At 71.8% G+C, this 20,701-nt stretch carries 24 protein-coding genes; 15 read left to right on the top strand and 9 right to left on the bottom strand.

The genetic code is table 11. The features are described from left to right. Positions 1–4 precede the first annotated feature (4 nt). The 7 genes from DEI98_RS01335 (at position 5) to DEI98_RS01365 (ending at position 6,791) form a co-directional block, all read left to right on the top strand. The gene (locus DEI98_RS01335) at positions 5–241 is read left to right on the top strand and encodes a hypothetical protein (RefSeq protein ID WP_110865324.1); all 237 of its coding nucleotides are present in this window, start codon (positions 5–7) and stop codon (positions 239–241) included. A gap of 123 nt (positions 242–364) precedes the next feature. After that, positions 365–910 (top strand): acyl-CoA thioesterase, encoded by a 546-nt coding sequence (locus DEI98_RS01340; RefSeq protein ID WP_111099653.1) that lies wholly within the window; start codon positions 365–367, stop codon positions 908–910. A gap of 32 nt (positions 911–942) precedes the next feature. Further along, positions 943–1,530 carry a YdeI family protein gene (locus DEI98_RS01345; protein WP_111056490.1) on the top strand — a complete coding sequence of 196 codons (588 nt, stop codon included), beginning with the start codon at positions 943–945 and terminating at the stop codon, positions 1,528–1,530. 73 nt (positions 1,531–1,603) lie between these two features. After that, positions 1,604–2,485, top strand: a complete 882-nt coding sequence (locus DEI98_RS01350) for an aldo/keto reductase (RefSeq protein ID WP_027466858.1) — start codon at positions 1,604–1,606, stop codon at positions 2,483–2,485. A 177-nt stretch (positions 2,486–2,662) separates the two neighbouring features. Further along, positions 2,663–3,247 (top strand): PadR family transcriptional regulator, encoded by a 585-nt coding sequence (locus DEI98_RS01355; RefSeq protein WP_258370701.1) that lies wholly within the window; start codon positions 2,663–2,665, stop codon positions 3,245–3,247. After that, complete coding sequence (locus DEI98_RS01360) at positions 3,244–3,972, top strand: ABC transporter ATP-binding protein (protein WP_071404089.1); 729 nt, start codon at positions 3,244–3,246, stop codon at positions 3,970–3,972. The genes DEI98_RS01355 and DEI98_RS01360 overlap by 4 nt, the downstream gene beginning before the upstream one ends. Then, on the top strand, positions 3,969–6,791 hold the full coding sequence (locus DEI98_RS01365; RefSeq protein WP_111099654.1) for an ABC transporter permease: 2,823 nt from the start codon (positions 3,969–3,971) through the stop codon (positions 6,789–6,791). Before DEI98_RS01360 ends, DEI98_RS01365 begins: the two co-directional genes overlap by 4 nt. A 121-nt stretch (positions 6,792–6,912) precedes the next feature. On the opposite strand, the gene DEI98_RS01370 is transcribed toward DEI98_RS01365, so the two are convergent. Next, positions 6,913–7,584: an SDR family oxidoreductase gene (locus tag DEI98_RS01370; RefSeq protein ID WP_111099655.1), complete on the bottom strand. Its 672-nt coding sequence runs from the start codon at positions 7,582–7,584 to the stop codon at positions 6,913–6,915. Next, a complete protein-coding gene (locus tag DEI98_RS01375; protein ID WP_111099656.1) occupies positions 7,581–7,979 on the bottom strand; it encodes a cupin domain-containing protein in 399 nt (132 codons plus the stop codon). Before DEI98_RS01375 ends, DEI98_RS01370 begins: the two co-directional genes overlap by 4 nt. A gap of 110 nt (positions 7,980–8,089) precedes the next feature. Between DEI98_RS01375 and DEI98_RS01380 the strand changes: the two genes are divergently transcribed. After that, positions 8,090–9,247 carry a sorbosone dehydrogenase family protein gene (locus DEI98_RS01380; RefSeq protein ID WP_111099657.1) on the top strand — a complete coding sequence of 386 codons (1,158 nt, stop codon included), beginning with the start codon at positions 8,090–8,092 and terminating at the stop codon, positions 9,245–9,247. Between the two features lie 55 nt (positions 9,248–9,302). Beyond that, positions 9,303–10,181, top strand: a complete 879-nt coding sequence (locus tag DEI98_RS01385; protein ID WP_027466864.1) for a helix-turn-helix transcriptional regulator — start codon at positions 9,303–9,305, stop codon at positions 10,179–10,181. A gap of 79 nt (positions 10,182–10,260) precedes the next feature. On the opposite strand, the gene DEI98_RS01390 is transcribed toward DEI98_RS01385, so the two are convergent. Continuing rightward, a complete protein-coding gene (locus DEI98_RS01390; RefSeq protein WP_111099658.1) occupies positions 10,261–11,145 on the bottom strand; it encodes an aldo/keto reductase in 885 nt (294 codons plus the stop codon). An 85-nt stretch (positions 11,146–11,230) separates the two neighbouring features. On the opposite strand from DEI98_RS01390, the gene DEI98_RS01395 reads away from it, so the two are divergent. From DEI98_RS01395 to DEI98_RS01410, 4 genes are read left to right on the top strand one after another with little or no spacing between them, the layout of a single operon-like run. Then, a complete protein-coding gene (locus DEI98_RS01395) occupies positions 11,231–12,172 on the top strand; it encodes a helix-turn-helix transcriptional regulator (protein WP_181437891.1) in 942 nt (313 codons plus the stop codon). Beyond that, positions 12,169–12,372, top strand: coding sequence for a hypothetical protein (locus DEI98_RS01400; RefSeq protein WP_071404097.1), 204 nt, complete (start codon positions 12,169–12,171; stop codon positions 12,370–12,372). The genes DEI98_RS01395 and DEI98_RS01400 overlap by 4 nt, the downstream gene beginning before the upstream one ends. Positions 12,373–12,432: 60 nt before the next feature. After that, the gene (locus DEI98_RS01405) at positions 12,433–13,131 is read left to right on the top strand and encodes a carboxymuconolactone decarboxylase family protein (protein WP_111099660.1); all 699 of its coding nucleotides are present in this window, start codon (positions 12,433–12,435) and stop codon (positions 13,129–13,131) included. Continuing rightward, on the top strand, positions 13,128–14,321 hold the full coding sequence (locus DEI98_RS01410; protein WP_111099661.1) for an MFS transporter: 1,194 nt from the start codon (positions 13,128–13,130) through the stop codon (positions 14,319–14,321). Before DEI98_RS01405 ends, DEI98_RS01410 begins: the two co-directional genes overlap by 4 nt. 1 nt (position 14,322) lies before the next feature. Here the strand turns inward: DEI98_RS01410 and DEI98_RS01415 are convergent, their stop codons facing one another. The 3 genes from DEI98_RS01415 to DEI98_RS01425 all read right to left on the bottom strand — a co-directional run bounded on the left by DEI98_RS01415 (position 14,323) and on the right by DEI98_RS01425 (position 16,339). Then, the gene (locus DEI98_RS01415) at positions 14,323–14,655 is read right to left on the bottom strand and encodes a sigma factor-like helix-turn-helix DNA-binding protein (protein ID WP_111099662.1); all 333 of its coding nucleotides are present in this window, start codon (positions 14,653–14,655) and stop codon (positions 14,323–14,325) included. An 80-nt stretch (positions 14,656–14,735) separates the two neighbouring features. Then, positions 14,736–15,707 carry an NAD(P)-dependent oxidoreductase gene (locus DEI98_RS01420; RefSeq protein WP_111099663.1) on the bottom strand — a complete coding sequence of 324 codons (972 nt, stop codon included), beginning with the start codon at positions 15,705–15,707 and terminating at the stop codon, positions 14,736–14,738. A 146-nt stretch (positions 15,708–15,853) separates the two neighbouring features. Next, positions 15,854–16,339, bottom strand: coding sequence for a DUF4126 family protein (locus DEI98_RS01425; RefSeq protein WP_163342984.1), 486 nt, complete (start codon positions 16,337–16,339; stop codon positions 15,854–15,856). 136 nt (positions 16,340–16,475) lie between these two features. Here DEI98_RS01425 and DEI98_RS01430 point away from each other — a divergent pair, with 136 nt between their 5' ends. Further along, positions 16,476–17,126, top strand: a complete 651-nt coding sequence (locus DEI98_RS01430) for an NAD(P)H-binding protein (RefSeq protein WP_111099664.1) — start codon at positions 16,476–16,478, stop codon at positions 17,124–17,126. A 75-nt stretch (positions 17,127–17,201) separates the two neighbouring features. Here the strand turns inward: DEI98_RS01430 and DEI98_RS01435 are convergent, their stop codons facing one another. Together DEI98_RS01435 and DEI98_RS01440 are read right to left on the bottom strand one after the other, a co-directional pair. Next, the gene (locus DEI98_RS01435) at positions 17,202–18,188 is read right to left on the bottom strand and encodes a matrixin family metalloprotease (protein WP_111094104.1); all 987 of its coding nucleotides are present in this window, start codon (positions 18,186–18,188) and stop codon (positions 17,202–17,204) included. Between the two features lie 122 nt (positions 18,189–18,310). After that, positions 18,311–19,012, bottom strand: coding sequence for an SDR family oxidoreductase (locus DEI98_RS01440; protein ID WP_111099665.1), 702 nt, complete (start codon positions 19,010–19,012; stop codon positions 18,311–18,313). 94 nt (positions 19,013–19,106) lie between these two features. Here DEI98_RS01440 and DEI98_RS01445 point away from each other — a divergent pair, with 94 nt between their 5' ends. Beyond that, entirely contained in the window at positions 19,107–19,502 is a 396-nt protein-coding gene (locus tag DEI98_RS01445) for a MerR family transcriptional regulator (RefSeq protein WP_071404104.1), read from the top strand. 58 nt (positions 19,503–19,560) lie between these two features. Here the strand turns inward: DEI98_RS01445 and DEI98_RS01450 are convergent, their stop codons facing one another. Then, a complete protein-coding gene (locus DEI98_RS01450) occupies positions 19,561–20,556 on the bottom strand; it encodes a LacI family DNA-binding transcriptional regulator (protein WP_181437892.1) in 996 nt (331 codons plus the stop codon). Positions 20,557–20,701: the final 145 nt, after the last annotated feature.

Genomic DNA, 20,701 nt, shown 5'->3' on the forward strand with positions numbered 1-20,701 from the left:
TGTCATGGTCATCATCTGGATCGTCATCGCCGTGGTCGTCGTGCTCGGCGCCCTGCTCGTCGTGCTCGAGGTGCAGAACCGCCGTCGGCGGCGAGCGCTCGCGGACCTCGAGGACTTCTCCGACCCCACGGCCGGGTCACGTGCCATGGTCGAGGCCGACGCCGCTCGATCGACGGCCGAAGGGGTGTCGAGGACCGCGCACCCGGGTGGCAGCGCCTCCAGCGGGATGTTCTCCGGCTGACCCACCCGGCCGCTCCGGCGGTTGTCGGAAGCAGCGGGTCCGCGGTGACCAGGGCTACCGGCGCTTCGTGAGGTTCCTCCAAGGTGCTCGCACGATTGCTCCGCGCACTGGTGTGATCAATCCGTGAACCTGTACTTCCGACTGCTCTTGCTGCAGCTGCGGACCCGTCTGCGCGCTCGGGTCGGTGGACGCCGCCGGGCGTCGCTCTGGGACGAGGTCCGGACGCCGTTCCGGGTCGCTCCCACCGACCTCGACCCGCTGCGGCACGTCAACAACGGCAAGTACCTGTCGATGCTCGACCTCGGTCGGCTCGACCTGATGCTCCGCTCCGGGTACTGGGCAGCACTGAGCGAGCACGGCTGGTACCCCGTTGTCTCGGCGCAGACGATCACGTACAAGCGGTCGCTGACGCTCGGGCAGCGGTTCGAGCTCCGCACCCACGTGCTCGGGGTCGACGACCGTGCCGTGTACCTGGAGCAGACGTTCGTGCGACAGGGCGCCGTGATGGCCCGCGCGGTGGTGCAGGCCCGGTTCCTGCGACGTTCCGGCGGGACGGTGCCGACCGCGGACCTGCTCGAAGCGGCGGGCGGCGCGGACCGCGACCTGACCGTGCCCGACTGGGTGCACGACTGGGCGAGTGCGACCCGGATCAGCAGCAGCACGGCCTGACCCGCGCGGCAGGCCGGTCCTACGATGACCGCATGGACATCGTCGACCTGGTGCTGCCGGACGTCGCCGCGTGGCGTGCCTGGCTCGACGACCACGAGCACGAACCCGACGGGGTGTGGCTCGTCCTCGCCAAGAAGGGCGTCACGGAACCGACGACGCTGACCTACGACACGGCCCTCGACGAGGCGCTCTGCTCGGGGTGGATCGACGGGCAGCGGCGCGGGCGTGACGACACCACCTACCGCCAGCGGTTCACCCCGCGCCGGAAGGCCTCGCTGTGGTCGCAGCGGAACCTCGGCCTGGTCGCCGCACTCATCGCCGAGGGGCGGATGCGGGAGCGCGGGCACGCCGAGATCGAGCGCGCCAAGGGTGACGGCCGATGGGACCGCGCCTACGCCGGATCCGCCACGGCCACGGTGCCCGAGGACCTGCAGGCCGCGCTCGACGCCGCCCCCGCAGCCGCCGCGCTGTTCGCCGAGCTCGACGCCACGAACCGGTATGCCGTGCTGCACCGCATCACCACCGCCCCGAACGCCACGGTGCGGACGAACCGGCTCACCAAGCTCGTCGGCGGACTCGAACGCGGCGAGACCCCGTACCCGCGGCCCGCCCGTCCGTAGACCTGCGAACACCGCAAGCGGTCGGGGGACACCGACTCAGGGACCGGCAACGCACCGGGCGTAGACCGGGGACATGACCACAGGCACTGACACCACGAACCGTCCGGCCGCGTCCTCCGGCACCTTCCGCATCGGCGGCGACCTCGAGGTCAACCGGCTCGGCTACGGCACCATGCAGCTCACCGGCCCCGGCGTCTGGGGACCGCCGAAGGACCACGACGAGGCGATCCGCGTCCTCAAGCGTGCCGTCGAGCTCGGCGTGAACTTCTTCGACACCGCCGACTCGTACGGCCCCTACGTCGCCGAGGAGCTCCTCAAGGAGGCCCTGCACCCCTACGGCGACGACGTCGTCATCGCCACGAAGGCCGGCCTCACCCGCACCGGCCCGAACGTCTGGCCGCCCGTCGGCCGCCCGGAGTACCTCCGGCAAGAGGCGGAGATGAGCCTCCGCCGCCTGGGCCTCGAGCGCATCGACCTGTTCCAGCTGCACCGCATCGACCCGAAGGTCCCGCTCGAGGACCAGGTCGGCGAGCTGAAGAAGCTGCAGGACGAGGGCAAGATCCGCCACATCGGCCTGTCCGAGGTCTCCGTCGACGAGGTCAAGGCCGCGCAGGAGATCGCCACGATCGTCTCCGTGCAGAACCTCTACAACCTGCAGAAGCGTGACGCCGAGGAGCTGCTCGACTGGTCCGAGGAGCAGGGCATCGGCTTCATCCCGTGGTTCCCCCTGGCCACGGGTGGCCTGACCGGCGAGGACTCGCCGCTCACCGAGATCGCCGAGCGCAAGGGTGCCACCCCGGCGCAGCTCGCGCTCGCCTGGCTGCTCAAGCGCTCCCCGGTGATGCTGCCGATCCCCGGCACGTCGAGCGTCGCGCACCTGGAGGACAACCTCGCGGGTGCCACCGTCGAGCTGACCGACGACGAGTTCGAGGAGCTGGCGAAGCTGGGTCACTGACCCTCAGGACGCGACCGCGAGTCGCGAACGCGATGACCGGTCGGACGGGAGGCGCGGTGCCAGCTGGCACCGCGCCTCCCGTCCGTTTTCCGCCCTGTTCAGATCCGTGCTTGCGCACACATACCGGGTATGTGCATACTCAGTATGGCCACGGTGGCCCGAGACAGGGGAAGTGTCATGAGCGTTCGGATGGGCGTACTCGCGCTGCTGGTGGGGGGACCCGGCTACGGGTACCAGCTCCGGGGGGAGTTCGAGCACCGCACCGGCGGGAGCTGGCCGCTGAACATCGGCCAGGTCTACACGACCCTGGACCGCCTGGAACGCGACGGCCTCGTGGCCCGCGGCGACGCCGACGACGACGGACACGTCGTCTACACGGCGACCGACGCGGGTCGGGCCGAGGTGGCCCGCTGGTTCAGCGAGCCCGTGCCGGCCAAGCGCGGCCGCGACGAGCTGGCGATCAAGTTCGCCCTCGCCGTGACCGTGCCCGGGGTCGACGTCGCCCGGCTGGTGCAGGTGCAGCGCGGTGCCGCGATCCGGAACCTGCAGGACCTGACGCGGCTGAAGCGCACGACCGACCCGTCGACGGACCTGGCGTGGTCGCTCGTGCTCGAGTCGATGGTGTTCCAGGCCGAGGCCGAGGTGCGCTGGCTCGACCACGTGGAGTCGAGTGTCGCGCGGTACCGGCCGGACGAGCACCCGGCGGCGCCTGCCAGTGCCGACGCTGCCGCTGCCGCTGCGGCTGCCCGGAGCGCACGGTGACCGCCGCACCGCTCCTGCAGCTCGACGCCGTGAGCGTGCACTACGGCTCCGGCGCGAAGGCCGTCACCGCCCTGGCCGGCATCGACCTCCGGGTCGAGCGCGGCGAGATGGTGGCCGTGATGGGCACCTCGGGGTCGGGCAAGTCGACGCTGCTCGCCTGCGCCGGCACCCTGCTGCCGCCGACGAGCGGTGAGGTGCTGATCGACGGCGCCTTCGTGTCCGACCGTCCCGCCAAGGAGCTCGCAGCGCTGCGGCGCCGGCTCATCGGGTTCGTGTTCCAGGACTTCAACCTGATCCCCTCGCTGACCGCTGTCGAGAACGTGGCACTGCCGCTCGAGCTGGACGGGTGGAAGGCCTCGCAGGCCCGCCGCGCCGCGGAGCTCGCGCTGGACAACGTCGAGCTGTCGCACCGCTCCGACGCCTACCCGGACGACCTGTCCGGCGGCCAGCAGCAGCGCGTCGCGATCGCTCGCGGCGTGGTGGGGGAGCGTCGACTCGTGCTCGCCGACGAACCGACCGGAGCCCTCGACTCGCAGACCGGCGAGGTCGTGCTCCGTATGCTCCGTCGACACGTCGACGCCGGAGCCGGCGCCCTCCTGGTGACCCACGACGCCCGGCACGCGGCCTGGGCGGACCGGATCGTGTTCCTGCGCGACGGTCGGGTGGTCGACGAGACCGTGTACTCGGGCGTCGAGGCCGCGCTGACGGACCGGACCGCCTCGTGAGCCGGGGTCGGCGTGCCGGGACCGGCCGGACGCCGTTCGCCCTGAGACCGGCGCTCCGTCTGGGGCGTCGACTGGCGTTCGCGAAGGCGGGCCGCGCGGCACTGATCATCGCGCTCATCGGGATCCCCACCGCCGGGTTCGCCGCCGTCGCCGTCGTCGTGCAGTCCACACAGGCCACCGCAACCGAGCGGCTCGACTACGACCTCGGCCAGGCATCGGCGCAGATGCGGGTGTCCGGCCCGGACCTGCCCGGCATGGTGCAGGACCCCGTCCAGTGGCAGTCCACGGACTCGAAGCGGAACAGCCCCGTCACGAAGTCGGACGAGGACTCCCCGTTCACGAACGTCCTGGCCCACGTGCCCGACGGCGCGCTGTCGATCCCGGTCGGCGGCACACCCGTCGTGGTCCAGGGGCCGAAGGGTCCCGTCGGCCTGACCGCGGTCGAGGGCAGCGTCTGGGACCCGTCGCTCGAGGGCCACTGGCACGTGCTCGACGGTTCCAGGCCGACCACGCGCAGTGAGCTCATGGTCACGCCGGCGACGCTCGACCGCCTCGGGGCGCACATCGGCGACACGGTGGACCTGACCGACCCGGTCACCAAGCGCTTCACGATCACCGGCACCATGACCGACCTGGGGACGGACCCGGGTTCGCAGGGCGTGTTCCTGCCCTGGGGCACGACGCTCTCGACGACCGACACCACCGACGACGTCGGGCTCACCGACGTCACCGTGTACCTGCCGTCGGACGCCCCGACGTGGTCGGAGATCCGGCAGCTCAACGCGCACGGCATCATCGTGCAGTCGCGTCCGGTCGTGCTCGACCCGCCCGACGCCCGGCTCTCCGGTGGGCAGCTGGGCTCGACACTCGGCTGGTACCTCGGGGCGATGGGGTTGCTCGGCGTCTTCGCGATGTTCGAGGTCGCCCTGCTCGCCGGGGCCGCGTTCCTGGTCGGTACCCGGGCGGACACCCGCTCGTACGCCATCGTCACGAGCGTCGGCGGCGACAAGCGGTTCGTCCGCACGATCGTCGCCGGGTCGGGCCTGGTGCTCGGGCTCGTCGGCGCGGTCCTCGGGGTCGCCGCCGGCACCGGGATCGGTGTGCTCGCCTACCGGCTGATCGACAACGGCAACGTGGCGTCGTTCCCCGGGTTGCACGTGCCGCCGCTCCTGCTGCTGTCCATCGCGGCCGCCGGGGTGCTCGCCGGACTCGTCTCCGCGCTCGTCGCCGCACGGTCGGCGACCCGGATCAACGTGCTCGCGGCGCTGCGGGGCTCGCTCCGTCCGGTGCCCGTCAGCCGTCCGGCCCGCCGTCGTCGGCGCATCTGGGGCCCACTGCTCATGGTCCTCGGAGCCGTGATGACGATGGCGTGCGGCGTCGGCGTCCTCATGCTCAACGACCGCCCGGTGCAGCACGACCGGTGGGCCTACGTCGTCGGTGCCGGCGTCGCGATCGGGCCGTGCCTGATGCAGCTCGGCATCGCCATCTGCTCACCGTGGCTGCTCGCCCTGATCACCCGGCTCACCTCGCGGGCCGGTCTGTCCGCCCGGCTCGCCGCCCGCGACGCCCGCCGCAACCCGGTCCGCACGGTACCCGTGCTGGCGAGCGTGATGAGCGTCGTGTTCGTGGCCTCCGTCGTGATCACGTGGAGTGCGTCGAGCCACGCCCAGTACGTCCGTGGGTACGAGTACACGACGGCGGTCGGGGTCGCGACGGCCGAGGTGCAGACCGAGACGAAGGACGGCGGCAGTACCGGTCGCCACGACGCAGAACTGACGGCCCACGCCGCGAAGGTGGTGTCCGGGGTCTTCGACCAGGACCGCATCCGGGTGCTCGGTGTCGCGCAGGAGCAGCCGGGCGACACCCCCTCGACCGTCACGATCCCGCACCGCTGGAGCGCGTACGACTGCCCGGTGAACGACACCAGGAGCTGCTCGTACTACCTGGACACGGCGAGCGTGTCGAGCCCGCACATCTGGACCGGGACCGTGGACGACTACGCCGTGCTCACCGGGCACCGGCCGTCCGCCGCCGTGCGGGACGCGCTCGAGGGCGGCGAGGCCGTGTCGCTCTGGCCCGAGTACGCCCACGACGGTGCGGTCCGCGTCGACACCTTCCACGACCGGACGTGGGAGAGCGACCCCATCACCGAGCGCAGCCGACCGGCGGCCAGCGTCTCGATCCCCGCGGTACTCGACGTGCAGACCCCGCGGATCCAGGTCGGCGTCTTCATGACGAAGGCGACCGCCGAGCAGTACGGCGTGCCCGTGGTCGACGGCATGCTCGTCACGACGCTGCCCCACGACCTCGACCCGGCACAGGCGGACGAGCTGAGCTCGGCGTGGCAGAGCTTCGGCGGCGATGACCGTGCACGGTGGAGCGGCCCGTCGTTCATGTACGAAGCCGGCCCGATCGACAACGAGGCGATCATCCGGGCGATCGTGCTCGCACTGGCCGCGGCCGTCACGATCGGTGCGACGGCGGTGGCGATCGGACTCGCACGGTCCGACGGCCGGCGGGACGACGAGGTGCTCGACGCCATCGGTGCCGCACCGCGCCTGCGCCGAGGGGTGTCGACCTGGCAGGCGGCGATCCTGGCCACGGTCGGCTCGGTGATCGGGACGCTCCTCGGACTCCTGCCCATCCGCGCCCTGACCCTGCGCTTCACCGAGAGTCCGGTCGGGGTGAACCACATGCCGTTCGTGCCGGACTGGCCGGTGCTGGCGCTGCTCGCGATCGGCCTGCCCCTCGTGGTGACGGCCGGAGCCTGGCTGACCTCGCGGGGTCGGCGGCGGGTGGCGGTGCGACGGGCGCACTGACGGACTGGAGGCCCGTGGCGGCGTCGCCACGGGCCTCCAGTCCGTCACATGGTGAGCAGGAATGGTCGGGTCGCTGTGCCGGACCCGACCATTCCTGCTCACGAAGCGGCGAGCGCCGCGCTCACGCGAGCTCGGGCAGCGCCTCCGCGTAGGTGCGGAAGTCGCCGCGCTCCGTGTGGATCGCCCACAGGCGGTCGGCGATGGACTCCCCGGAGTGCTCGGGCTGCCCGTCGTCGATGCCGAACGGGATGATGAGCTGGCCGACGTGGACGTCCTCGTCGCGGACGGCGTCGTGCAGCAGCTGCGCGTAGGCGCTCTCGGCCGCGAAGGCGACGGACGTTCCGGTGACGCGGGCGCCCGGTCGGACCGCGCTGCCGCCGTTCACGAACAGGATCGTGCCGTGGCCGATCGCGCGCATGCCGGGCAGCACCTGGCGGACGGCGTTGACCGAGCCGTAGACCGAGAACTCGATCGGGCCGACCAGGTCGTCCGCCGTGGTCTCGAGCACGGGGCGCATGTACTCCTTGGCGGGGAGTGGGCTGTACTGCAGCACCTCGATGGGGCCGAGCTGCTCCGTGGCGCGCTCGAGTGCGGTGCGCAGGGAGTCCCCGTCACGGACGTTCGCGGCGAACCCGGCGGCGGTGTGGCCGTGCTCGCGCAGTTCAGCGGCGAGGCCGTCCAGGCGGTCCTGGTTGCGGGAGATCAGGGCGACGGCGAAGCCCTCACGGGCGAAGCGCTCGGCGACGGCGAGGCCGAGGCCCTTGCCGGCCCCGACGATGGCGATGGTGGTCATGCGGTGTACTCCTCGTCGCTCACGTGCTCGAGCCAGGTGGTGGTCGTCGCCGGATCGTCGGCGGCCTCGAGCATCGCGAGGTGTTCCATGTAGTCGGTGGGGGTCGCGCCGTGCCAGTGTTCCTCGCCGGCCGGCGTGTAGACGGTCTGTCCAGCCTGCACCTCGATGACGCGGCCGTCCCGGGTGCCCATCCGCGCGACGCCCTCGGTGACGTGCAGGGTCTGGCCCTTGGCGTGCGAGTGCCAGGCGGTGCGGGCGCCGGGCAGGAACCGGACCTTGGCGACGGTCATCGTCTGACCGGTCTCCTTCGGCGAGGCGATGGCGTCGAGGTACACGTCGCCGGTGAACTGCTCGGGCGGGTTCTTGACGGTCGGCTGCTTCGGTTCGATCTGCATGCCGACGACGGTAGGCCGCCGTCGGCACCGTCGGGAGGTGCCGACAGACCCCCTCAGGGGTTTCCCGAACGCAGCGTGTGTGATCGACCCACGACCCCGGGAGGATCATCGTGGACACACCCGCCGGAACGCCCCGCACCCGCCGCCTCTTGTCGGTGGCCGGCCTCGCCGCCGTCGCGGCGCTGGCCCTCACCGCCTGCACGAGCGGCGACGGAGCAGAGCGGGACGGATCCGGCCGGGGAGGCTCGCCGTCGGCGCGCGCGACCGCGCCCACCGACCTGTCGGCCGGTCAGGTGGCGCTCGACGGTGACACCACCGACGTGGTCACCGGCCTGGAGGCCCCCTGGTCGGTGGTCCTGACGGGTGACGACGGCGACGCGCTGGTCAGCGAGCGCGACTCGGCCCGGGTGCTCGAGCTGCGGTCCGACGGCACCACCCGCCAGGTCGGCACCGTCGACGGAGTCAGCCACGGCGGCGAGGGCGGACTGCTCGGGCTCGCGCTGCACGACGACGACCTGTTCGTCTACTCCACGGCCGACGACGGCAACCGGATCCAGCGGTACGAGCTGACGGGGAGCACCGGGTCGTGGGGTCTCGGCGAGGCGACGACGATCATCGACGGGCTGCCGAAGAACACGTTCCACGACGGCGGGCGGATCGCGTTCGGGCCCGACGACATGCTCTACGCGAGCGTCGGGGACGCCGGCGCGAGCACGGACGCGCAGGACGAGGAGTCGCTCGCGGGCAAGATCCTGCGGCTCACCCCGGACGGCGACGTCCCCGCCGACAACCCGGTCGACGGGTCGCCGGTGTGGAGCCTCGGGCACCGCAACGTGCAGGGCATGGGGTGGTCGTCGGACGGCACGATGTTCGCGTCGGAGTTCGGTGAGAACACCCACGACGAGCTCAACGTGATCGAGCCCGGGTCGAACTACGGTTGGCCCGAGGTCGAGGGCACCGGCGGCGAGGACCAGGGGTTCGTCGACCCCGTGCAGCAGTGGTCCACCGACGAGGCGTCCCCGAGCGGCCTCGCCGTCGTCGACGACACGGTGTTCGTCGCGAACCTGCGGGGCGAGGTGCTCCGTGCGGTCCCGGCCGACGACCCCGGCACGGCGACCGAGTACTTCGCGGGGGACTTCGGCCGCATCCGGACGGTGCTCGAGGGGCCGTCGGACACGCTCTGGTTCGTCACGAACAACACCGACGGCCGCGGGACACCGTCGAGCGGGGACGACCGGATCGTTTCCGTCCCGTTCACGCGCACGTGAAAGGGGTTCCCGCAGCCCCTCGCTCGCGCCGGACGGGGCGAAGTACCGTGACGGCATGAACCACCGCGACGAAGCGCGCGACTTCCTCTCCAGCCGTCGCGCCCGCATCACCCCCGAGCAGGCCGGCGTCGAGACCTTCGGCACACGGCGCCGCGTCACCGGGCTGCGTCGCGAAGAGGTCGCGCGCCTGGCCGGCGTCAGCATCGACTACTACACGCGACTCGAGCGCGGGAACCTGCAGGGGGTCTCGGACAGCGTGCTCGACGCCATCGGCCGGGCCCTGCAGCTCGACCCCGCCGAGCAGGAGCACCTGCGCGACCTGTCGCAGCACCAGAACGAGACCCCGCGTCGCGCCGGTCGTGTCGTGCCCGTCGCTGCCGTCCGACCCGAGCTGCAGTACCTGCTCGACGTGGTCACGGACGCCCCGGCGATGATCATCAACAACCGGCAGGACATCGTCGCCGCGAACGCGCTCGGCTTCGCGATGCACTCGGACCTGGTCGCGGCACCGGCGCGGCCGATGAACTTCTCGCGCTTCATCTTCCTCGACCCGCAGGCGCGGAACTTCTACCAGGACTGGCAGCGGGCCGCGCACACGAACGTCGCGATCCTGCGCCGCGAAGCGGGCCGGACGCCGAACGACAAGGACCTCGCCGCGCTGATCGGCGAGCTGTCGATGCGGAGCGACGACTTCCGCGGCCTCTGGGCAGCGCACGACGTCCGACGCCACTACGCCGGCGTGAAGTCGTTCCGGCACAGCGTCGTGGGGCCGCTCGAGCTCCACTTCCAGACGCTCGAACTCGCCGAGGACCCGGGGCTCGCGCTCACCATCTACCCGGCGACGCCGGGCAGCCCGACGGCCGACGCCCTGCGGGTGCTGGCTTCGTGGGCGGCGACCGAGGGCATCGCGGAGCGGGCGCGCCAGCTCGCCTGACGCGGTGGTCGCGACCACCGCATCTGCCGGGAGGGACGGGGCGGGCCCGCACCGCGCCTCCAGGCCGCTCGTGGTCGCGTCAGACCTCCGGGATCACCCGGTCGAACCGGCTCGTGTCCGTCCCGTCCGGGTCCGGGCCGTTGCGACGGCCGGTGTCCAGGGCGTCGAGCCGCGCGAGCTCGTCGTCCGTCAGCGCGAAGTCGAAGACGGCGAAGTTCTCGGCGATGCGACCGGGGTTCGTCGACTTCGGGATCGCGTTCCGCCCCTGCTGCACGTGCCAGCGGAGCATCACCTGCGCCGGCGTCCTGCCGTGCGCCTCGGCGATCGACCGGATCGTCGGGTCGTCCATCACGCTGACCCGCTCGTCGCCCCAGCCGGGGTAGAACGTGATGCCACCGATGGGGGACCACGCCTGATCGAGGATGCCGTGCTCGGCGTCGGCGCGCTGGACGTCCGGCTGGGTGAAGTACGGGTGCAGTTCGACCTGGTTGAGCGCCGGGATGACGTCGGACTGCTCGAGCAGGGAGCGCAGGTGGTGGGGCATGAAGTTGCTCACACCGATCGCGCGGACCCGGCCGTCGGCGTACAGGCGCTCGAGGGCCCGGTACGCCTGCACGGTCTGCTCGAAGCGGTCGGGAGCGGGCTGGTGCAGGATCAGCACGTCGATCGTGTCGAAGGCGAGCTTGCCGGTGGCCTTGTCGAAGGCGTGCAGGGTCTCGTCGAAGCCGTAGTCCGAGACCCAGATCTTGGTCTCGACGACGATGTCGTCGCGGTCGACGCCCGAGGCGCGGATGCCCTCGCCGACTTCGCGCTCGTTGCCGTACGCGGCGGCGGTGTCGATGTGGCGGTACCCGGTCCCCAGGGCCGTGCGGACGGCGTCCACGGTCTCCTCCGGGGCGCTCTGGAACACGCCGAAACCGATGGCGGGGATCTCGAGTCCGTTGTTCAGGGTGGCTGTCTCCATGCCGACGACGCTCCGCCGCCGACCCCCAGCTGACGGGTACCAGCAACCCCTGCTTCCGGCACCCGGCCGGCCGTACCGTGGACGCATGGACACCAGAAGCGAAGTGCGCGACTTCCTCCGCACACGCCGCGAGCGCGTCACGCCGCAGCAGGTCGGTCTGCCCGACTTCGGTGGGGTCCGCCGCGTCAAGGGGCTGCGGCGCGAAGAGCTCGCACTGGTCGCGGGGATGAGCGTCGACTACTACGTCCGCCTCGAGCGCGGGAACCTGACCGGGGTCTCCGAGAGCGTCCTCGAGTCGTTGTCCCGTGCGCTGCGTCTCGACGATGCCGAGCACGCGCACCTGTTCGACCTGGCCCGTCTGCAGAACGCTTCGGGTGCCTCGCGCCGGACGATCCCGACGTCGAAGGTCCGGCCGAACGTGCAGCGGGTGCTCGACTCGATCAGCGCCCCGGCCTGGGTCCGCAACGGCCGGTTCGACTTCCTCGCCGGCAACGCACTCGCCCGCGCGGTGTACTCGTCACTGTTCCTGTCGCCCTCCGGCACTCCGAACACCGCGCGTTTCGCGTTCCTCGACCCGCGCGGTCAGCAGTTCTGGCGAGACTGGGACTCGGTCGCCGGCGACGTGGTCGCCGCCCTGCGCGCCGAGGCGGCCCGCTCGCCGTACGACAAGGGACTGACCGACCTGATCGGGGAGCTCTCCACCCGCAGTGACGAGTTCCGGCGGCGCTGGGCCGCCCACGACGTGATGCGGCACCGGAGCGGAGTGAAGCGCGTGCACCACCCGGACGTGGGCGACATCGACATGAGCTACGAGACGATGGAGCTCGTCACGGACTCGGGGCTGACCATGGTCGTGTACGGCACCGAGCCCGGGTCGGCGTCCGAGGAACGGCTGCAACTGCTGGCGAACCTCGCGGCGACGAGCGCGACCGGTGCGACGAGTGCGGCGGCTGCGTCGACCGCTTCCGTCGCAGGTGCTGCTTCCGTCGCTGGTGCTGCTGCCGCTGCTGCCGGGGAGGACGCGTGAACGAGACCGAGTCCGTCGAGACCGTCGTCCCGGCTCCGCCGACCGGGTTCCTCGGCCGACTGCGGTTCCGGTGGCGTGCCGAGCAGGAGATCCACGAGCTCACCCGCGACCGTGAACTCGAGGAGCGGGTCCGAGCCGAGGCAGCGGTGCGGCTCGCGCCCGGCCCGTGGCACCTGGGGGAGCTGTTCCGGCGACGGTGACGGCTGAGGGGGGAGGACAGCACCTGTCACGGCTCCGCGGTCGGCCCTAGCGTCGAGGACATGACCTTCGCCGACACCGACCCCGAGTTCGCCCGGTACCACGCCGACTTCGTGGACGAGACCCTGCGGAACGCAGCACTCAGCGAGCACGACCGCGTGGTCGTCCAGCTCGGTGCGACGATCGCGGCCGGGGCGCCGGCGACGTTCCGCGACCTGCTGGACGAGGCCCTCGACGGCCCGCTCTCGCCCACCGAGGCGAAGGAGATCGTCTACCAGGCCGTGGCGTACGTCGGTTCCGCACGCGTCGGCGACTTCCTGACGATCACCAACACCGTGCTGGTCGCCCGCGGGGTCACCCTGCCGTTGGCCGGACAGTCGACGACGACCCCGGCGGACCGACGCGAGCGCGGCCGAGCGGTGCAGGGCTCCGTCGTCGGTGCGGACCGCGTCGACGCGATGTACGAGAACGCCCCCGCGGACGCCGTGCACTTCCAGCGGTTCCTGTCCGGCAACTGCTTCGGGGACACCGTCGGCCGGGACGGGCTGTCGCTGCCCACCCGTGAACTCCTGACCTTCGCGCTGCTCGCGGCGCTCGGCGGGGCCGACGCCCAGGTGCAGGGGCACGTGGCCGGCAACCTGAACGTCGGGAACACCCGCCAGCAGATGCTGGACGTCCTGACCGTGCTCGTCCCGCTCATCGGCTACCCGCGCACGTTGAACGCCCTGGCCGCCGTGAACGAGGGAGCACCCGCAGCATGACCACCGACCACTCGATGTCGACCGGCCGGACCCTGCTGTTCGCCGTCGCCGGGGGAGCGGCGGTGGGCAACCTGTACTGGTCGCAGCCGCTGCTCGACGACATCGCATCGTCGCTCGGCACCTCGGCGTCACTCGCCGGGCTGCTCGTCACGCTGACCCAGGTCGGCTACGCCCTCGGCATCCTGCTCGTCGTGCCACTCGGGGACGTCCTCGACCGCCGGCGCCTCATCCCTTGGGTGCTCGTCGCCTCCGCCGTCGCGCTGCTGCTCGCCGCGATCGCTCCGACCTTCGCGGCGCTCCTGGTCGCCCTGGCACTGGTCGGGCTGACCACGGTCGCCGGGCAGCTCCTCATCCCGCTTGCCGGGGACCTCGCGGACCCCGCGCAGCGCGGACGTGTCGTCGGCACGATCGCCTCCGGGGTGCTCACCGGCATCCTGGTGTCGCGGACGATCAGCGGCCTGGTCGCGGACGCGTTCGGGTGGCGTGCGATCTACGTGCTCGCCGCCGTCGTCGCGGTCGTCCTCGCCCTGCTGCTGCGGCGGGCCATCCCGGAGCTCGACGCCCGTGGCAAGGTGGCGTACCCGCAGCTCATCCTGTCGGTGTTCCGTGCCGTCCGGACCCACCGGACCGTGCAGGTCACGCTGGTGATCAGCTCGTCGGTGTTCGCCGTGTTCACGATGTTCTGGACCGCCCTGACGTTCCTGCTGAGCAGCGACCCCTACGACTTCTCCACCAGCAGCATCGGGTTGGTCGGCCTGGTGGGGCTCGCGGGTGCCGTGGCGGCGCAGCGGGTCGGGCGACTGCACGACCGCGGGCTGTCGGTACCCGTCACCGGGGGAGCGATCGTGCTCCTGCTCGTCTCCCTGGTCGTCGCCGGGATCGGTGCGCACTCGATCGTCGTGGTGCTGCTCGCCGTGCTGCTGCTCGACGTCGCCGTGCAGGCCGCGAACGTGCTCAACCAGACCCGGCTCTTCTCGGTCGACCCGGCCGCGCGGAGCCGGCTCAACACGGCCTTCGTCACCTCGAACTTCATCGGCGGAGCGATCGGCTCCGCGCTGGCGTCGGTGCTGTGGAACGCCGGGGGCTGGACGGCGGTCACGATCGGCGCCGCGGTGCTGGCGGGGTTCGCCGCGACGGTCTGGGTCGTGCACCGGAACCGCGGGCTCGTGGTCGAGCCGGAGCGGGCCTGAGTCAGATCGCCAACTCGACGTCACGGCCGTTGACCGTGACGATGATGCGTGGGTTCTCGGCACCGGTCGCGGTGATGTAGCTCCGGAGGGTGGAGAGCAACATGTCCTCGCGCCGTTCCATCTGCGACACCGCCCCCTGACTGATGCCGAGCTCGTGTGCGATCTCGGCCTGCGTGCGCTTCCCCGCTTCACGCACCATCGCCAGGCTCATCGCGTGGACTCGGTCGAGGTCGTCGGCCTCGGTCTCGAGCACGGCAACGGCGTCCGCGATGTCCGGCTGTCTCAGGAGACGCTCGAGGCGGTCGTTCCCGCGGACGAAGTCCTTCTTGCCCATCATCGTTCCTTCGCTCCGCGTCGTTCCTTCAGCAATATTAGCTGAAGCTGATGCGCAGCCCAGGGCGGGGACCACGGGGCTCAGCGGACCAGGGGGTTCGCGACCTCGAGCTCACCGTGGTCGACGAGCCAGCGCACGGCGTCCAGCACGGTCTCCTCGGCGGTGAACGCCGGCGCGTAGCCGAGCAGACGACGCGCCTTCTCGGTGCTGAAGACCTGGCTGCGGGACAGGTGCTCCCAGCTGGCGTCAGCGTGCTCTGGAGCCGTGGTCTCGCGGAACCGGTCCCACGTGACGGGGTCGAGCCGGGCCTCCTGGCCGAACCACGACGCTGCCAGGTGGGCGTACCCGCGCGCGGTGAGCGCCGTCGGAGCCGTGACGAAGAAGTCCTCACCCGCCGCCGCATCGCGGTGCTCGACCGCGAGCTGGAACGCCTGCGCCACGTCGTCGGCGTGCACGTGGGCCATCGTCTCGGCGCCGAGCCCGGGGACCTCGAGCGGTTCGCCGGCGGACAGCTTCGTCAGCACCGACGTGTCGAGGTTGCCGAGCGGACCGATCGGCGTCCAGCCCGGACCGCTGATGTGCCCGGGGTGCAGCGACGTCGTGACCAAACCGCCTGATGCGGTTTCTTCCTTGAGCATCCGGGCGATGGCGTCCTTCTGGACGCCGTAGTCACCGAACGGCGGGGTCGCGTTCTGCTCGGTGATCGGCAGCACGTGCGACGCCCCCGCACGCCAGATCGAGCCGCAGTGCACCAGGTGCGTACCGGTACCGCGGAGCGCGTCGACCAGCGCTGCGGCGGAGGACTCGGTGAAGCAGACGAGGTCGACGACGGCGTCGGCACCGAGCGCGGCGATGCGGCTGCCGAAGGTGCCGTCGCGGTCCTCCTGCTCGCGGTCGGCGGTGATCCGCTCGACCTGCTGCCACTCCGGGGCGTCGGCGTACGGGGTGCTCGTGCCGCGGGTGACGGCGACGACCCGGTGACCCGAGCGGACGAGACGGGGGACGAGGAACGAGCCGATGTGGCCGGTGGCTCCGATGACGACGATGTGCATGGGGGCCACCGTAGGCCGAGGCGTGCGGATCGTGAGCAGGAATGGTCGGGTGCGGCGGTGCGACCCGACCGTTCCTGCTCACGAAACGCGCCCGCGGCGAGCGCGGCGCCCACGAGCCCGGCCCGCCCGGCGCACGAGCGGAACGCTCAGTCGGCGGTGATGACCTTCACGGAACCGGCGATGGTCGCGGCGTCCTCGGCGAGCGCGACGACGGGGTCGGGCAGGCCCGCACCCCCGAGGGCCTTGCGAGCACCCCAGCCGACGAAGCTGCCGACGAGGGCACCGACGCCACCGAGGATCGCGCCCTCGATGCGCAGGTCGCGCTTGCCGGTGGTGCCGAGGGCGGCACCGGCGAGGGCACCGGACGCGACCCGTCCGAGCAGTGCCGAGGGGGCGATGCGGTTCGGGGTCTTCGGCAGCTTGTCGCCGATGAGCTCACCGATGGCGGAGGCCACGAGCAGCCCACGGCCGACCGGGGTGCTGAAGACCTTCCACTGCTGCCACGAACCCTTCAGCGAAGACCGGTCGTGGTTCAGTGCGAGGACGGCGAGCGGGGTGGCGCTCCGGCCGCCGCTCATGATGCCGAGGACCAGGGTGCGGACCAGGGTGTGCTGCTCGTGCTGCTTGCTCATCGTGACTCCTGTCGTGTTGCCCCCGACGGTACGCACGGTGACCTCGGGTGTTCCGAGCATCGCGGGCGACGGGCGGACGTCGGGCGTTCCCCGGGCGTTCCCCGGGCACGGAGCCGCCCCGAGTAGCGTCCGGCCCATGAGCAACGTCATCGTCTTCGGCGGCCACGGCAAGGTCGCACTCCTCGCCACCCGCATCCTGTCCGAGCGCGGACACACGGTCACCTCCGTCATCCGGAACGCCGACCAGTCCGACGAGATCCGAGCGCACGGCGGCGAACCGCTCGTCGCGGACATCCAGCAGCAGTCCCTGAACGACTTCGCCGAACTCGTCCGCGGGCACGACGCCGTGGTGTGGTCGGCCGGTGCCGGTGGCGGGTCCGTCGACCGGACCTGGGCGATCGACCGCGACGCTGCGGTGCTGTCGATCCAGGGGGCGAAGCAGGCCGGCGTCGACCGGTACGTGATGGTGTCGTTCTCAGGCTCGCAGCTCGACCACGGCGTCCCGCAGGACCAGGACTTCTTCGCGTACGCGCAGTCGAAGATGATCGCCGACGCCGTGCTCCGCGACTCGGGGCTGCAGTGGACGATCGTCGCCCCGAGCACCCTGACCGACGACGAGCCGACCGGCTCCGTCGACTGGGACGGCTCGTCGACCCAGGTGCCGCGCGGTGACGTGGCGCACGTGGTCGCCGACGTGGTCGAGAACCCCGGCACGGCCGGCAACACGTTCCGGTTCAACACGGGGTCGACTCCGGTGGCGGAGTTCCTGCGCGCCGACGCGGACTGACCGAGACCCACAGACGGACGGGGTCGCGGCGGTTCTCCGCCACGACCCCGTCCGTCTCTCTGCAGAACGTCGAGCTCAGTAGAGCGTCGAGATACCCGTCATGTCGCCACGGCCGAGCGTGCGGCCGTCGAGCTCGCAGTAGCCGCCGGACGGCTCCATGACCTGGCCGGTGCCGGTGGCGACGTGGTCGAGGCCGTACAGGTGGCCCCACTCGTGCGTGGCGACGACCTGGGTGTCGAAGCGCGCACCCGAGCAGGTGGCCGTCGAGCTCCACTTGAAGCCGGTGGCGTAGCGCTGGTCGGCCTCGCGGGCGTTGCCGTTGCCGTCGAACCAGACGCACGTGACACCGAGGGTCCCGGTCGGGAGCTTGCCCCAGCCCATCACGTTGTAGCCGTTGTTCCGCGAGCAGCCGCCCTGGTCGGTGAGGTTGGGCTTCTGGGTCGCGAGACGCAGGTAGTCGTTCTTCGCCGTCGACGTGACGGTCCGGTCACACGCCGAGATCGTGCCGTTCCAGGCGTTCGCCCCCTTGCGCAGGGCGTCCTTGGCGTACGTCGACTTCTGCCCGGTCTGGTTGTAGTACCACTTGACCGTGCTCGGCCAGGTGTAGCCGGACGCCTTGTACGCCGTGCTCGTGCACTTCGTGGTCGCAGCGGTCGTCGCGGCGGGGGCGGCCTGTGCCGTCGCGGCCTGGCTCTGCGCACGCTCCTGCTGGACGGCGGGGGCCGAACCGGTCCAGGCCTCGTCGACGCGGACGGCGACACCGGCGGAGCCGTTGTTCGCGATGAGGACGTCGGCGAGCTCGGGCGCCCCGGGGGCGGCCGAGCTGCTCGCCATGACGCTCTCACCCGGCGCGGGGAGCGCGAAGGTGCGTCCGTCCGGCGTCACGACCGTGCCGGACGTCGCCGTGCAGCCGCTCTCGAGCGTCTGCACCGACAGGGTCCCGGGGGCGCAGCTCGCGCCGGCCCCCGGGGTCGCCGCCTGGGCGGGTGCTGCGGTGATGGTGAGGCCGGCGAGGATCGCGACGATCGCCCCGGTGCTCAGCGCGTTCCTGACAGGACGCATGGTTCCCTTCCAGCGGCAGGCGACGTGCCCCCCGCTCCTGATCGGGGTCCATGCTCGCCGATGACCACGCAGCGGGTCCAGGACTGCGCTGCGGGGACACGCCCCCAGTCAGGGGCGGCGGCTCAGGCCATCTGCGCGTAGAAGGGCTCCGGTGCATCAGCGAGCGACGCCTTCACCATCCGGCTCCAGTCGTCGACGAGCACCTCGGCCACGCCACGCTCCACACCGTCGAGTGCCGCACGGGCCACGTCCGTCGGGTCCGTCTTCGGGCCGTCGTAGTCGCCCATCATGTCGGTGTCGGCCGCACCGAGGTGGAGTCCCTGCACGCTGATGCCCCGGTCGGCGAGCTCCAGGCGGACGGCGTTCGTCATGTTCCACTCGGCCGCCTTCGCCGCGGCGTAGCCACCCGCGCCGGGCGCCGCGAACCACGACAGGGCCGACAGCACGTTGACGATCGCGCCGCCGCCGTTCCGCTCGATCACCGGTGCGAAGGCGCGGATCATCGACAGGCTGCCCCAGAAGTGCGTGTCCATGGCCTTCCGGACGATGGTCAGGTCGTCGGTCACCAGGGAGCCCTGCGTCGAGATGCCGGCGTTGTTCACGAGCAGCGTCACGTCCCCCGCGGCTGCGGCCACCGCGTCGACGGAGGCCTGGTCGGTGATGTCGAGGGGCAGCGCGACGACGCCCTCGATGTCCACGAGCTCGGGTCGACGTGCGGTCGCGTAGACCTTCGACGCCCCGCGCTCCAGCAGCTCCAGGGCGAAGCGGCGTCCGATGCCGCGGTTCGAGCCGGTGACGAGTGCGACCGATCCAGCGATGTCCATGGTGTCTCCTCCTGCCGCGCGGGTGTCTCCCGCAGCGGCTCGGCTACGCTAAGACCTCACATCCATGTCAGGGGCAAGCCCGGATCGGAGCACCATGCGCATCGGTGACCTCGCAGCAGAGACCGGCGTCAGCGTCCGCTCGCTGCGGTACTACGAGGAGCAGGGGCTGCTCACCGCGTCGCGCACCGCGAGCGGGCAGCGGGTCTACACGGACGCCGCCGTCGAGCGGGTCCAGCTCGTGCAGCAACTGTTCGCCGCCGGGCTCGCGAGCCGCACGATCGTGCAGCTGCTGCCCTGCGTCGACCGTGGGGAGTCGACGCCGGAGTCGTTCGCGCTCCTCATCGCCGAGCGGGACCGGATCACCGCGCAGCTGGCCGAGCTCGAGGCGGTCCGGGGGCGCCTCGACCAGGTCATCGCGATCACCGAGCACCCCACCGCCGAGCACTGCCCGGCGCTCCGTGACCGGCCTGCGGAGCCGGTCGCGGCCTGAGACGCGACACCGGGACGGACGGGAGGCCCGTGGCGGGTCCGCCACGGGCCTCCCGTCCCTAGCGGGTCGCTGACGACGCCCGCACCACCACCGTGTGGCGCGAGCGCAGCACCCCGGGTGTCGCCGGGGCGCCCTCCTCGAGCTGGGCGACGAGCACTCCGACCGCCGTCGCCGCGACGCGGTCCAGGTCGGCCGACACCGTGGTCAGCGCCGGGGTCGAGTACGCCGACTCCTCGATGTCGTCGAACCCGACGACCGCGACGTCGTCCGGCACGGTCCGGCCCGCGAGCTGCAGGGCACTCATCGCCCCGAGCGCGAGCGCGTCGTTGCAGCAGACGATCCCGTCGACCGGCACGCCGGCGTCGAGGAGCTGCCGCGCAGCCGCCGCCCCCTCGGCCCGGTGCCACAGAGCGGTCGGCACCACCCGCTCGGGCGCGAACGGCAGGCCGTGGTCGTCGAGCGCCTCGCGGTAGCCCCGCAGTCGCTCCTGCGCCGTGCGCACGGGGCCGGACGGGTCGGAGCCGATGAACGCGATCGACCGGCGGCCGGCATCGAGCAGGTGCGCGGTCGCGTCCCGCAGCGCGTCCGCGTTCGACATGGCGATGAACGGCACGGGGGCGTCCGGGATCGGCTCACCGAGCACGATCAGGGGGAACTTCACCTCGAGTGCGGCGGCGTCGCTCGGCCGGACGGTCAGCGGGCTGTAGATGATGCCGTCGATGGAGTGCTCGCGCATCCGGGTGATCGCGTCCGCCTCGCGCACGCCGCTCGCGGTCTGCTCGATGAGCACCGTGTAGCCCACGGCTCCGGCAGCGCGGATGACGGCGTCGGCGAGTTCGGCGAAGTACGCCTGCCGCAGTTCCGGCACCGCGAGCCCGAGCACCTTGGAGCGTCCGGCGCGGAAGTTCCGGGCCGACACGTTGAGCTCGTAGCCGAGCTCGTCGACGGCGGCCATCACGCGATCGCGCGTGCGGACGGAGACGTGTTCGTAGCCGGACAGCACGTTCGAGACGGTCTTCTTCGAGACACCTGCCACGGCGGCGACGTCGCTCATCGTGGGCGGAGAGCGGTGCCCCTGCGCCATCGGGCGCCCCCTCTCACGTGCGGACTGCGTTCGGCAGGAACCTACCGCACCAGCGTGGTGCGGACCGGACGGGAGGCCCGTGGCGGGTCCGCCACGGGCCTCCCGTCCGGTCTCG

This window comes from Curtobacterium sp. MCLR17_034 (genome assembly GCF_003234485.1).
Classification (GTDB): domain Bacteria; phylum Actinomycetota; class Actinomycetes; order Actinomycetales; family Microbacteriaceae; genus Curtobacterium; species Curtobacterium flaccumfaciens.